Origin of the sequence: Acinetobacter sp. HZNU-JH01, assembly GCF_037996845.1 — a bacterium.
Lineage (GTDB): Bacteria > Pseudomonadota > Gammaproteobacteria > Pseudomonadales > Moraxellaceae > Acinetobacter > Acinetobacter haemolyticus.
Map to the genome: position 1 here is coordinate 334,389 of NZ_JBBMZX010000001.1, position 14,984 is coordinate 349,372.

Below are 14,984 nucleotides of genomic sequence, written 5' to 3' on the forward strand. Positions count from 1 at the left end.
AGTTGAATCTATAAAACTGCTTTTTAGTTATGTAAATAATAATCATTCAAATCTATTATTTACGCCTATCTAATCCCAACTCACCAAAAGCAGGAATTAAATTCTGAGTTAAAACTTAGTGGTCCAACTGATTTTAAGGGTACGACCAGGTGCGGCCATCGCACTCCGAGTAAGCGGATCGATATAAAATTGGTTTGAAAGATTATTTCCTACAAACTCTACGGTGTTATAGGTATCTACTTGATAACGTGCATAAGCATCAAAAATCCATGTATCGTCCCACGCCAAAGGAACATTGAGGTAATAGCCTTTATTGACGCTATCATCATTGTTTTTACGCAGCGGGCTTTCATAAGCTTTATAGAAAGTTGCACGTGCCCCAAGTTCAAGCGCTTCATCAAAGAAACGTGCGCCGAACAATGCATGTGCGCTGAGTTCTGGTGTAGACATTGTCACCAGATAACCATTTGGAAAGCCGTCATCGACGCAGCGTTGGTAAGCATCACGGAATTGAATGCCATGATCTGTTTGTACAGTGCCACTATTGATCATCCTGTCAATTGCACTATTGCTATCACAGACTTCATTTTTGAGGTTATAAGCCAAACTTAAGTCCATGAAGAAAGCACCATTGTCAAAACGGCTTTGCAGTTCTAAACCTGCAAGTTTTTGCTCATCCATGTTGGTAAAAATCAGATTTTGATTTCGCTCAATCACGTTTTTGGTCTTGTTGTAGTAATACGCCAGCTTAAAGTCAGCATTGCGTGCTGAACTGAACCAGTCACGCATATCATAGACATAACCCACTTCATAGTTAAAAGCATGTTCAGGTTTAACAGCTTGATAAGGCATCATTGCTGAAAAACCGACAGTGCTTTCAAATAAACTCGGCAAACGATATTCTTCAGCATATCGTGCATAGAGTCGGTTATTTTCGGTCAGTTGAATCGCTGCACTTAACTGAGGCGCCCAACCGCTATCTTTAACTTTGTTTACAGATTCAATTGGAACTTGTTCAATTACAGCGGGCTTAAAGCCATTTCCGATTACTACATATTTCTGATCTAAAGCGTTCAGTTGATCCAAAATGTTGTCAGCCAAAGCCAAATGACCATTTGGATCTGCTTTCCATGTCAACGTATTGATTTGTGACCAAATTCGGCTATATAAATTTGTCTCTGATGCAGGTACAGTCTCTAAGCGACCATCCCAATCAGGATTGCTCGTTGCATAGCGTTGCGATAGTAGGTTGATCATGCGCTGCTGCTGAGCATCATAACTTTCAGGCATAGTTCGATATTCAAAACTATATTCTTTGAGTCTATTTTTCTTGGTAAATAATGGATTTAGCGTAGGATCAACCCCATCGCGTATCGATTTATTTAAGAAGTCATCAAAAGCCCAATAAGAGCGGTAACGCATACCCGCATCGAAGCTTAACCAAGACAAGGGACGATAATTAAAATTAAAATCAAAAGTTTTCTCTTCACGTCGTCCAGCACGCGGTAAAGCTTGGTATAAGGAATAGCTTGAACCATGATCACCATAGACATCATCAGATGTCAGCTTTTCTTTTAAGAAACTTCCACCCAGCGTCAAATCGAGTTGATCAGTTAAATGTGCTTTATTGCTCACTGTAATGCCCTTACGGGTATTATCTGAATGACTGACTGCGGTATTAATAATTTTGTTATCACGAAAGTCTATCGTGGTTGGCCAGCCACCACGAGTATAAGTCTGACTTTCAGTATCGGTTTGCCAAACATTGGCATAAAAATCGACCCACTGATTGCTTTCAGGTTTAAATTTGTATTCCAAACTGTAAGCTTTTGAACGGATATCACTAAGCGGCCATTGAGGTACACCCAAATCAGGCGTTATTCCCCATTGAATACGAGATGGCATGATTTCGCCAAATTTATTTTTAGTATCTCGATAAGTGAGTTTTAAGGTTTGGAAATCTGTAGGTCGATAGGTTCCTTTGAAAAGCCAAGATTCCATCTGGCTAGATGTATTTGGGACTTCATCACCCGGTTTGTAAGCATGTGCAAAATATGGAATAAAATCGAAATTGTCATTATTGGGTTCAGCACGCTTGTAATAACCCGCACCGTGTGTTCCTGAAAAATAATTGCCACGTTCACGAACAGCATAAACAGCCAATAAATCGAATTGATCTTGTTTCATTGCCAGTGCGAGTCGACCAGCCAAATCATCGCCAGAGAAATTAGAGTTATCTTTTCGGGTTCTATTTTTCTTGTAAATATCAGGATCATATCGGGCGCGATCTATTTCAATCCATGGTGTTGTCTCACTATAATCACGACCTACTTTACTCATGTCGGGTAGCGATGGATCTATTGAATTGGTTGAGCCTTCTACTTTTAATTCAGCACCAAAGGTTTTTCCTGCGCGAACAATATCATCAGCTTCAAGTGTTTTAACTAACACCCCACCACCCACAGATGTTGTGGCATTACGTTCTAGTGAAGGTCCTTTGATGACCTCGATCCCAGCAATCAAGTTCGGATCAATATAGTTCCGATTGTTAACACCGTTATACCCTCGCCAAACAGCGACCGATTGCTCTGTTCCATCAATCGTTAATGGTACTCTACCAACACCTTGCACACCGCGAACACTTGGATCAAGTGCTCCGCTATTCCTAGCATCACCACTATACACCCCGACCATACCTTGTAATACATCAGCAGGATTTGTACCTTTAAAACGCTCTACATATTCTTTACCTGCATACACGGAAGAATGATTTGCGTCATAAACCTTGTTATAACCTTGTGTATCACGATCTTCTTGACCGTAGACAACGATGGGAGCTAAACGAGCTGAGGCTTCGTTCATTGAATCGCGCTGATCACTCATAGGAGAAACTGAAGCAGCTTGATTGGCTGTTAATGGTGGTGCTTTTTTTGTAAGTGTATAGCCTTGCCCAACTTTCACAGCATAAAATTCTGTGTTCATGAGAATATGTTGAAAGCCTTGCTCTATGGAGTAACTTCCTTTTAAGCCAGTACTATTTTTGCCTTTTAATAGATGTGCATCGATTGCAATCGAAGTGCCCGATTGTTCTGCAAATTGATTTAACACATTTGCCAATGTTCCTGCTGAAATATTATAAGATTTGGCATTTGTCGTTGCTGCATATGCAGAATGTAACGGTAGGGCTATACTCCCGATTCCCACGGTATAGATTGCAAGCGCAAGCTTTGATAGTTGAAACAGACTGTTTCTCTGTTGCTGGCCATTTCCCAAGTTTTCCATTACACACCCCAGTAAATAGAAATAAGAATCATTCAATATAAACAATTAAAATGATCCAAATTTATTGCTTCTATTTACTATGACGAACAAGTAAGGAAAAAGTGGAACCAAATAATTCAAAAAATTTGCTAAGTCGTCACAAAAATCACATAAGGCGTAATTTGATATATTTTTAATTGAGGAAAAACTGCGCCGATCAGTTTAAGTGCGTCTTGTGTTTGGTCTAGTGGTAATACAGCATTGACTTGTATCTTGCTCAGTGCTGAATCATTAAAAATAATTTTTCCTTTGTAGTTCTGATCCAAGGCTTTCAGCACCTGATTCAGTGGTAGATCTTCAACCATCAGTTGATGTTTATTCCACTTTTGCTGCTCATTATAGCGATTTAGTATTGAAATTGGCGTTAAACCATTTTGATCTATTCCAATCGCTTGTCCTGCTTCCACTATTGCTTGATTGACTTTATTTACAGGTGTTTTCTTAGATGGTTTGGCTCGCACTTGAACTTTTGAATGTAGCATTTTTAATGCTGTTATCTCTGGTTGATACGCAACACTAAAAGCTGTTCCAAGTGCCTGTATTTGTCCATGAGATGTTTTGACAATAAAAGGTCGATGCTGATCTTTAGCAACATCAACAAAAATTTCTCCTTGCACCAGCTCAACCACTCTTTGGTTCGTCTTAAAATCAATATTGACCGCACTTTTACCGCGAAGAATGATTTGTGAACCATCTTGTAATGTTTGAGTCGTCCACTGACTAGAATTACTGCGAATATCCGCAGCAATATAACCTAGCGATGTATCTGATAAATATAATGTACCAATACCTAAAGTACATAGAAAGATCGCAAATGTTGTACCCGTTCGAATGTTTTTATAAACCTTTCCTGATCCCAGCCCTGCTTTGAGTGCTGATTTTGCAATTTTTTTATGGTGATTATGAGATAACTTGTGAATCGAACCGAGACAGCGTTCAATATCATTTGCGATTTTTTGATGTTGCTGACTATTTTCTTTCCATTGTTTGAATTGCACTTCTGCATTACGACGAGTCACCTCATCATCCGCACTTAATTGCACAATCCACTGTGCAGCCTCTTCAACCAATTGTTGGTTATTATGATTGTTTGTCATTTACACCAATGCATCCCTATCCATTCGATTTTGATAGCACTGTACTAAACAATTGGCTAAATATTTCTGGATCATCTTGGTTGAAACACCAATTCGTTCAGCCGCTTCCTTATGCGTATAACCCTCTAAATAATGCAAGATAAAAGCCTGCTGTGCTTTTTCAGAAACCGCTTCTAACGCTTTACATAATTGATGGATCGCCTGAATGATTTGCACCTGTTCTTCTGGAGATACAACTGCATCAAGCATGTATTCCATTTCACTCAAACCATCTAGATATGCTTGTTCAATTCTTTTCCTTCGTACTTGATCGATCAATAAATTTTTGGCAATCGAAGTCAAATAAGCTTTTGGTTCTTTGACGCCCAGTAGCTCATCACGTGTCTGCAAGATTTTAATAAATGTATCATGGACTAGATCAGCAGCTTGCTCAGAACTTCCAATTTTCTTTCGCAGCCAATGATGAAGCCACCCGCTATGGTTTCTGTATAATTCATCAACGAGTATCGGGTTTTTGTTCACAATCATTGACTCAAAAACAAAGTATTTACAAATGATAATAATTATCATTTGTAAAATCAAGAAAGAATAAGAATAAAGTTTTTAGCAATCTAGGCTTTTTTATTTTTGAGCTTTAACTGGAAAACATAAGGATAGATTTTTTTAGAGGACAAACAAACTCAAAATTTATTTAATGATAATAGTTTTACTGATAACTGTAGTTCAAAAAAGCCCTAAATTCACATTTAGGGTTTCGTTAAATAAATTAAAAAATCACTATTTTCTCTTTTTAGTGAACAAATTCAATGCTTGCGCATAATGTGATGGTGCTACACGCTGAATTAGATCTAGGATTTTGGCATCATTGCCAATTAAAACTCGGCGCTGATCTTTTTTGACCGCATTTAAAATCACTTTTGCTGCTTCTTCTGGTGGGGTTTTTAGTACCTTGTTAAAAGCTTTACTTGCTTTTGCGGGATTCAATCCTAAGGCCCGAATACTGTCACTCATACGTGCACTATTTGCGATATTGGTCCGAATACCACCCGGATGGACGCAAGTTGCACTTACGCCGTTGGCTTGTAAGTCAAGCTCTTGACGAAGCGATTCGGTAAATCCACGTACAGCAAACTTAGTCGCATTGTATGCACTTTGCGTAGGTTGGGCAGTCAAACCAAATAGACTAGAGATATTGATGATATGCCCTTCACCACTTTGCTTTAAATAGGGTAAAAATGCTTTGGTACCATGTACAACACCCCAAAAATTAATATCAAATACCCATTCCATTTCCTCATAACTCATTCCTTCAACCGTGCTTGCCAATGCTACGCCTGCATTATTAAAAATGAGGTTAATTTTTCCATGTTCTTGGGCGGTATTCGTAGCCCATTCCTCTACAGCAGTGCGATCAACCACATTTAAGGTACTAAGCGTGACTTTAACTGGATAGGATTTAACAAGTTCCAATGTTTCAGCTAAGCCTTGCTCGTTGACATCACTCAGGGCTAAATGTGCACCTTGTTGTGCCAATAAGATAGCGAGTTGTTGACCGATTCCAGAACCTGCACCTGTAATCGCGGCAACTTTTTGATTAAAATTTTTCATAGCGTGGCTCTTTGTTTAGTTGATGTCTAATTGATAAAAATGGATTGCGTTTTGTCTAAAAATCGCTTGCAAAGCTTCAGAACCATAAGGCTCAATCATTTTGATATAAGCCTGTATTAAGTCGGTTAACCGCGCATTAGGTTTATCCATTGGATAGTTTGAAGCAAACATGATGCGTCCTGTACCAAAGACATGGATCGCATGCTGTATCAATGGGGTCAATAATTGAACCATTTCAGCAACAGTTGCCGTCCGATTTTCTTTATAAAATGTATGTCCCAATACTGGCATCATAAGCCCTGATATTTTTGCATGCACATTCGGCTGCTTCGCTAAAGCACTTAGGTCGTTTTGCCATTGCTGAAATATTGCATCACGTTGCGCAGCAGTTTTCCCTGTCTTCTTCCCTACTGCACCAAATAAACCAACAGGTGTTGCAAGATGATCTACCACGATCCTTGTTTCTGGAAACTGCTTGGCCAAGGCAGTGATCTCATTTAATTGAGTTGAATAGCCCCAAGCATCAAAAGACAGATTCATTTTGGCGAGTTGCTCAAATCCCTTTAAGAATTTTTTAGACTGATATAAATGAGGTGTTTCAGACCAGCGATAGATGCCGTCATCTTCATACCAAGAAGACATTTTTCGAATTCCTCTAAACAAAGGACTTGCATCTCGATGTGCTTTTAAAATATCGACGAATTTGCGGTGACTTGGATCTGCCGTGGCAACAATTGCAGCAAGCTTTAAATCATATTTTGCAAAATCTAACTGGCTTAGCCATCTCGTTTCTTCAACAACGCCAAACCCTTTATGATGATGCCAATTGGCTTCGACATGAACAACGCTTTCAACCTGTATCCCATCTAAATCTTGATGATAATGCATCGGTAAATAAGGGCTTAATACATGTTGCGTATGCCCTAGAGTGTCCAATAACGCTTTTGGTTTTACTAAGCGAAGAATCTTATCCATAAGGAATGGATATTTCCCCAATGCCTTAACCAATACCGCTGCTGAATGCGGAGTATGGTAAGGATCCCACTGATGTATATGTGGGTCAATAATAGAAAAATCGAGTTGGTTCATTGTTCCACTCTATAAAGTTGTAATATCGTTCCTTTAGGATTAATCTTTTTCAATGATCAGTTCAAAAGCCATGTTGAGATCTTATAAAACCGATAAGCTATTTATATGTTTCATTGGTTACTCGATACCAAAACATGTTTTATTGTGTTTTCTAGCTTACAAATAATCTAAATATGCATGAAATGATTTTTTATAATCATAAATTATGAATACTATTCATAATAAAATATAACTTTAATTTATTTAACTGATTTTAATGAAAAAATACACTTGACCTCCACGATATGAGCGCTTCAAATCAAGTGTATTCAGCATGAATTTAAAAATTCATGCTATTAATTATTTATGTAAACCGACTGCTTTTGCACGAGCAGCATGCAACTTCTTGTAGCTCTCAATCAAACGCAAATGACGATCCAAACCTTCGAGTTTCATACTGGTCAGCGTTAAACCATAGAAACGAACAGTGCCTTCGACAGAACCCACGACAGCATCCATGCGCTCATCACCAAACATACGACGGAAGTTCTTTTCGTAATCTTCCAACTCCATCTCGTCATCAAGAACAACTTCCAACACGACGTTCATACATTGATAGAACAAACCACGTTCTACCGTGTTGGTGTTGTATTGAAGGAATTGCTCAACTAAATTTTTTGCTTCTTCAAATTGCTTCAGAGCAATATAAATAAGAAGTTTTAATTCAAGCAGCGTCAATTGTCCCCAAACCGTATTGTCATCAAATTCAATGCCAATTAAGGTCGTGATTTCTGTGTAATCATCCAGTTCGCATTCTTCTAAACGCTCAACCAGTGCTTCAAGACGCTCGTCATCTAAACAATGAATATTTAGAATATCTTCACGGAATGCCAATGCTTTATTGGTATTGTCCCAAATCAAATCTTCAACTAAATAAATTTCAGAATAATCGGGTACGAGGATACGACAAGCTGTCGCACCTAAATGTTCATAGACAGCCATGTAGACTTCTTTGCCCATTTCTTCAAGAATGCCAAACAGTTCTGCGGCTTCATCTGCATTTGAGTTTTCACCGTCATTGGTGAAATCCCATTCTACAAAATCATAATCAGATTTTGCGCTGAAGAAACGCCAAGAGACTAAGCCACTTGAATCAATAAAGTGTTCCACAAAATTATTCGGTTCTGTCACTGCTTCACTTTGGAAGGTTGGTTGTGGTAAGTCATTGAGACCTTCAAAACTACGACCTTGCAATAACTCTGTTAAACTACGCTCTAAAGCCACTTCAAAACTTGGATGCGCACCAAATGAAGCAAACACACCGCCTGTGCGTGGGTTCATCAAAGTGACACACATCACTGGGAATTGACCGCCCAAAGAAGCATCTTTAACCAATACTGGAAAACCTTGCTCTTCTAAGCCTTGGATACCTGCAACAATACTTGGATACTTAGCCAAAACTTCTTCAGGAACATCAGGTAGTGCAATTTCACCTTCGATAATTTCACGTTTTACAGCACGTTCGAAAATTTCAGATAAGCACTGAACTTGGGCTTCTTCTAATGTATTCCCTGCACTCATACCATTACTGAGATACAAGTTTTCGATCAAGTTTGATGGGAAGTAAACTGTTTCACCATCAGACTGACGAACAAAAGGAAGTGAACAAATCCCACGTTCAATATTCCCAGAGTTAGTATCGTATAAATGCGTACCTAGTAACTCTTTTTCAGGGTCGTAAATCTCAAGACAATATTCATCCAAGATTTCTTTTGGTAATTCGCCATTTGGCCCTGGTTTAAACCATTTCTCGTCTGGGTAATGCACAAATTCTGCGTTGGCAATTTCTTCACCCCAAAATTGATCGTTATAGAAGAAATTACAATTAAGACGTTCAATAAACTCGCCTAATGCAGATGCTAGTGCGCTTTCTTTGGTTGAGCCTTTACCATTGGTAAAACACATCGGTGACTGAGCATCACGGATATGCAGTGACCAAACATTTGGCACAATATTACGCCATGATGCAATTTCAATTTTCATGCCTAGACCAGCCAAGATTGCTGACATATTGGCAATGGTTTCTTCTAAAGGTAAATCTTTACCTTGAATATAAGTAGTACTTTCAGATGTAAGATTTGGCATCAATAAAGCTTGAGCATCTGCATCTATACTTTCCACTTCTTCGATGACAAATTCAGGACCCGTTTGAATGACTTTCTTTACGGTACAACGGTCAATAGAACGTAAAATCCCCTGACGATCTTTTTCAGAAATATCAGCTGGAAGTTCAACCTGAATTTTAAAAATCTGTTTATAGCGGTTTTCTGGATCAACAATATTGTTTTGGGATAATCGAATATTATCGGTTGGAATATCACGTGCCGCGCAATACACTTTGACAAAATAAGCTGCACATAGTGCCGACGATGCCAAGAAGTAGTCAAATGGCCCCGGTGCAGATCCATCCCCTTTATAACGAATCGGTTGATCTGCGATTACCGTAAAGTCATCGAATTTGGCTTCTTGTCGAAGGTTGTCGAGGTAATTTACCTTGATTTCCATGCTGGCACCTAAGTTAGTCTGATGTGTTTATTTGACACAAAAGATTGAAAATATTGATAAATAAGCCGAATTGTAGCGTTAAATTGACTTAATAATGCGTAGTTGCGAGAGATTGTCGAGATGACATGCACTCTGCAACTCGTAATGATGGGCGTTATTATAGAAGTATTTTATGAAATTGATAACTTTTGTCTGTATTTTGAAGTGATTTAACTTGAATCTGCCCAGAAATACAGCAGCTTCAAACATTCATTTCTGAAAAGACTGCTCAATACTCAATATTTTGCAGTCCGTTCAATTCATGCTAGATCCGTCCCACCTCAAGATATGGGATTAAGTTGTTATCAAAATTGGGACGAGGATCACCTTGGAAGCTAATAAAGCCATGCATTCCAGTTAAACGCTCTCCTTTATAAAATTGATTGAGCTGATAACGGGGATCTTGATGTGACAAGGTAAAACTTACAGCACCGATTCCGAGTTGCTTGGAACGCTGATAAGCATCGGTGAGCATACGATGATGCAAAGACAAAGCGTTTGGATGACACAATAAACTATGTAATACATGGTATTTCACTGAGTCACCACGTTTTGGCAAAATTAAACTTTTGCTAAAAGCCGTACATAAATTATAAATCGGACGAAACAATCCAATCATGCGACTGTAATTCAATATTTTGGTTTGTTTAAGACCATGTTGATCCCAAAGCCCAAACATTCCTACGATTTTATCATTATGAAAATAAAGCAAAAAATCCGAAAGATTTAAACCAGAAAAATAACAATTCCCTTCAGCCAATTCTTCAAAATTATATGCAGGAATAAAATTATAATAATCTGACATTTCCGTCACAAAAGCATTCATTGCAGCAATATGTTCAATCCCAGCAGTACATGACCAAATCTCATCAGCAGTTTCATTATTTAACGTTTGAGCCTTTATATATTTTTTTAGTTTACTCAATCTGCCTAAACTCGTTAATGTTAAAGTCTCAATCAGTCCTTCATCATAATAATCAGGCATGCCTGTTTTAGGTGTTTGAATAGCCGCACGCGCAGCATGATTATCATCAAAAATAATCATTTGACTAAAATTAGGATCATGCATATTTTTTTCGACATGAGCGCCTAGCATTTTCACTAGAGATTTTCCGCGATATTGATGATCCACCCGCAAATCACTCGCATATCGAAAATTTTGTATCTCACGATTAACATAACATGGTCGATAACCATTGCTATAACAAGCCACTTTTTTCTGATTTTCTTTATCCTCAATCAGTACATGCAATTTGTGCTTATACAAAATATCTGAGGCTTTGAAATAGCTTGGTTCGCGTTGAAAACTAATCTGGATACCGCGTGTTGTCATCGGTACAGCGATCAAGGCTCTTAAGGCCTGATCATCTTCCTGTGTTGCTTCCCTTGTAACAAGTTGACTTTCAAAATGCTGGCTGGCTGGGCTTGTATTCATTGTTATTTCCCTTATTTCGGATGTTGCGTTGTGATCAATTGATTTAACTCACCCATTTGATCTAATAACTGATAAACAAAAACGATCTCATCTTGTTCATTTACTGTTTTTTGTGTTTTCACATCCAGTAATTTTTGTTCAGTATTGAGTAAATCAAAAGTCGTTTTTGTGCCCAATTCAAATTCCTTCCGGGTATATAACAATGCGATTTCTGCTGCATCGATAGCATTTTGAAGCGCATTTTTATTTTGCCGAACACTTAAAAGTTGGGCATAAGTCGTTTGTACACGTTGATTTAAGTCCAGCTCTAAACTTCTAATCTTCTGATGACTCAAATCTACATCCGTCTGGGCTTTGCGTACATTCGCACGATTTAATCCATCATCAAATAAAGGGACATTTAACTGTACCCCAACCATATAGTTATTACTTTCAGAGCCGATATAACTGGCCTCTTCTTGCTTACCTGCACGACTGGTTAACATCACAGTCGGCCATAACTCCCTTTTGCTAAGCGCAAATTGTTGTTCAGCTGCTTGCTTCTCATATTTAGCTTGGATCAGTGCAGGGTGATTTTTTGTTTTAGCTAAGATCTCATCTAAACTCAACGTAATCATGGGTAGCTGATCAACTTTAGACAAATGTTCTGGGTAAATACCCGTAATCTGATAAAATTGCGCCTCACTGATACTGAGATTTGATTGTGCCTGAGTCACATCGGCTTGTCCTTGCGCAACTTGTGCCAAGACTTGAGCTAAATCTGCACGTGTGATCATACCAACATCAAACCGACGTTGTGATTCGAATAGCGAACGCTGCAAGTTTGTGAGTGTTTTCTTTCTCAAGTCTAAAATGGCTTTTTTCTTCAATACATCGGTATAAACCATCACTGTATTTAAGATCGTTTCTGATCGACGGTCTGAAAAAGCCTGATGCTGAGCAGCGACTTGACTTTTAGCAACATCGACACCTAAACGATGCCGACCTGAAGTATAAATCGGGTAATCTAATTGAAGTTGTAGGCTACGCCCTCGCCGATTACCTTCAGTGGGAAATAACACTGTTTCAGGTGTTTCGATTCTTTCATAGTCCAACTGACCAACTAAATTGATTTTTAGACCATCTCGTTGCTTCGCTTGCTCTAACATAGCAGTGGAACGATTTACATCTAAGCGACTCAGTTCTAGACGACTTTCATGCTTTAAACTGGCACTCAATGCTTGATCTAAGGTCATGGCATTGAGTGAACTCGTTATAGTCAAAATACTAGAAAGCATTAAATATTGATATCGAGCAATTCGATGCCCCAATTGCATCATCCTATTCATCCCTTGTTTCATAGCTGCGCTAAACTATTCAAGCTAATCTTTTTCAAAGGTTCAGGCTTAATATTGCCTTCAATAATACCGTCATACATCACAAGTTTTTTGTAAGCATCCCAACCATTTTCTGCTTTTCGAATTTGCGGTTGATCCAGTTGCCCTAGATTACGAGCAAGTTCATAATGGAAATTCTGACGTAAGATCTGGTCAATATATTCATGATCAATCTGATGATGAATATCCCCCTCAAACAAAACACAATAAAAAGGTTTTGTTTGTTGTTGTGTATCAATCGCCAGTAAAGAGATTGCTTTCGATTGCGTTTGATTAAGATGAGATAAAAGTTGTTGGGCGGTTTCAGGTGCTAGTTTTTCACCCACGAGATCAACACCAAAACGACGACCCAAAAACTCAAAACATGGGACTTGTTCTAAAAAGCCTGTAACACGAATGCAATCATCGAGACAATATCTTAATAAGCCATTACCAGAACTTATGATTGGGCTCACAATATCACCTTGTTTGAGCTTCCATGAAGGTACAATTTGACCACGTTGCTCCCCCTCTAAATATTCGAACTCATAAAAATGACTTTGATAAGCAAGTGGGTATTGATCTTGATAAGGTATCGTTACAACACCTTCAGTTGCCCATAAACCTTTACCTTCAAATTGTACAAAAGGTAATCTTGCTTTTAATACGTCCGCCCATGCTTTTGAACCTGCTGTATCCCAGCTAGAAACTAAACTTAAGCGTGGCCATAGTTTTTGAAAATCAATCTGCCCATCAACGATGCTCATGCTCAAACACTCAGCACTATATGGACAGTGTGGAGCTTGAACTTGTTGTAAGGAGGATGCTCGATTCCCCCATGTCCCTGTCGCTAAAACATCTTTCACTTCTTGTTGCATATTTTGCAAACGATCAAGTAGCTGTAAAGCGAAGGTTGGGCTCCACACCGAGATCATTGCCAGATTGCGATTTGCAACGAGATAACAAATTGTAGCAAACAAAGCATCATCCGCATTTGAAGCAAACGCAACATTGCTTGGAACCGCTTGCGTAAATTTAGATAAAATCCGTTTCCCAAATCCTAGCAATGCACTGTCATCATTTAAGTTTTTATCTTTTAAAATCTCTCTTTGGCTTTCAGGTAACCACGAAACGGACCAATAATGTGTTCCTGATTGGAGTTGTGGACATTTTCGATATAAGCTCGCCAACCACGTTGCAATCGCTTGATCCAACTCATCCAAAAATTGTTGAGTGTATGGAATAAATTTTATCTGTTCACTAGAGCCACTCGTCGGTTGAAAACGAATTAATTTACTATTTGAAAGTGCACGTTTTTCTTCTCGATATAGGTGGATATCTTCTCGCCATGCGCTATAACGAGTTGGCATAAAGGCATTTACGAACTGCTCATAATTCACAACTCGATTTTCAATCGCTAAAGTTGAAGATTGTAAAATAGCGCTGAGAATTTTACGTTGGGTAACCTCAAGTTGATTGGCGTTTTTTTTAAACTTTCTATCGGTCGCATTACACCACTGCTTCAAAATAAAATGTGATCCTGAGCTAAGCCATTGTTCGTATCTCATTTTGAAACTCCAGTTTGAATTTTTTGCTTTGTGATGATTGCTTCACATCTTCCTTTACTCATTGGTTTTGAAATTAATTTTACAGGAAACCGAGCAATATCTTTCCATGCTAAACGCCCGATACAAGGTAATTCAGTCCCTGCTGTCCATGTAGGATTAAGCTGCTCAAAAAACTCAATTTTTGGATTTTTTGTTCTCATTTCATCAGTAATCGGTGCAACTTCACCTTTTAAAGGTTGATAATCCTCACCAAAATTTAATAATCCTACTTTTTTGTCATAATATTCACTAAAGAAGTTCTCACAATAATGTTCAACCACTGCTGCTAAATGTTGATTATCGTCTTTTATATTCGGGTAATATACGTAATAATTATTCGCTAATAATAAATAGGTTTTATATCCTTTGGAGATCAATAACCAATATAGTTCATTAAATGGATATTTAACTCTAAGTTTCATCATGAATTTTAACATCGCACTTTGTAAAGTACGTGTTCCCCAATATTCCCTCAGGATAACCGTATCTCCACTGAATAAAACGGTATAATCTTTCCCTTCAAAATAAAAGTGTTGAACAGCAACTGTTGAAAAACCAACTATTTGATCAGTTTTTGAATTAAAAATTAATATTGCACCACTTTTCTTTTTAAAGTCTTCAACAAAGATTGAAAATTTAGTATTCTCATAATATTGCTCGTAAATTGAATACATGGTTTTTAGCTGAGCAAGATCAATTTTCTCTTTTTCAACGTATTGCCCATAAGTTGCTTCTTTGTTGTTTAACTTAGAAATAAGCTTATATGTTGTCTTAATCATAAGATATAACCTTTAAACCTATATAAGTATTCTCGTCCCCAAGACAACTCGATACTTATATAAATATTATTTTTATGTGAAATATATTTTACCTTTTATAGGAAAAATCA

10 protein-coding genes are annotated in these 14,984 nt (G+C 38.0%); all 10 read right to left on the bottom strand.

What is annotated here, in order from left to right; translation table 11 throughout:
- Nucleotides 1-108 precede the first annotated feature (108 nt).
- The 10 genes from AAC851_RS01650 to AAC851_RS01695 all read right to left on the bottom strand — a co-directional run bounded on the left by AAC851_RS01650 (nt 109) and on the right by AAC851_RS01695 (nt 14,874).
- Nucleotides 109-3,282 carry a TonB-dependent receptor gene (locus AAC851_RS01650; RefSeq protein ID WP_340600404.1) on the bottom strand — a complete coding sequence of 1,058 codons (3,174 nt, stop codon included), beginning with the start codon at nt 3,280-3,282 and terminating at the stop codon, nt 109-111.
- Between the two features lie 128 nt (nt 3,283-3,410).
- Entirely contained in the window at nt 3,411-4,418 is a 1,008-nt protein-coding gene (locus AAC851_RS01655; protein WP_125501493.1) for a FecR family protein, read from the bottom strand.
- Nucleotides 4,419-4,940, bottom strand: coding sequence for a sigma-70 family RNA polymerase sigma factor (locus tag AAC851_RS01660; protein ID WP_171456297.1), 522 nt, complete (start codon nt 4,938-4,940; stop codon nt 4,419-4,421). It lies immediately after the preceding gene.
- 255 nt (nt 4,941-5,195) lie between these two features.
- Nucleotides 5,196-6,026: an SDR family NAD(P)-dependent oxidoreductase gene (locus AAC851_RS01665; protein WP_340600405.1), complete on the bottom strand. Its 831-nt coding sequence runs from the start codon at nt 6,024-6,026 to the stop codon at nt 5,196-5,198.
- A 15-nt stretch (nt 6,027-6,041) separates the two neighbouring features.
- Complete coding sequence (locus AAC851_RS01670; protein WP_340600406.1) at nt 6,042-7,115, bottom strand: amidohydrolase family protein; 1,074 nt, start codon at nt 7,113-7,115, stop codon at nt 6,042-6,044.
- A gap of 339 nt (nt 7,116-7,454) precedes the next feature.
- Nucleotides 7,455-9,659 carry an OsmC domain/YcaO domain-containing protein gene (locus tag AAC851_RS01675; RefSeq protein ID WP_340600407.1) on the bottom strand — a complete coding sequence of 735 codons (2,205 nt, stop codon included), beginning with the start codon at nt 9,657-9,659 and terminating at the stop codon, nt 7,455-7,457.
- Nucleotides 9,660-9,963: 304 nt separating this feature from the next.
- Nucleotides 9,964-11,133: a hypothetical protein gene (locus AAC851_RS01680; protein ID WP_134252239.1), complete on the bottom strand. Its 1,170-nt coding sequence runs from the start codon at nt 11,131-11,133 to the stop codon at nt 9,964-9,966.
- A gap of 11 nt (nt 11,134-11,144) precedes the next feature.
- Nucleotides 11,145-12,473 (bottom strand): TolC family protein, encoded by a 1,329-nt coding sequence (locus AAC851_RS01685; RefSeq protein WP_213075546.1) that lies wholly within the window; start codon nt 12,471-12,473, stop codon nt 11,145-11,147.
- Nucleotides 12,470-14,056: a GH3 family domain-containing protein gene (locus AAC851_RS01690; RefSeq protein ID WP_340600408.1), complete on the bottom strand. Its 1,587-nt coding sequence runs from the start codon at nt 14,054-14,056 to the stop codon at nt 12,470-12,472. Before AAC851_RS01690 ends, AAC851_RS01685 begins: the two co-directional genes overlap by 4 nt.
- On the bottom strand, nt 14,053-14,874 hold the full coding sequence (locus AAC851_RS01695) for a hypothetical protein (protein ID WP_340600409.1): 822 nt from the start codon (nt 14,872-14,874) through the stop codon (nt 14,053-14,055). The genes AAC851_RS01690 and AAC851_RS01695 overlap by 4 nt, the downstream gene beginning before the upstream one ends.
- Nucleotides 14,875-14,984 lie beyond the last annotated feature (110 nt).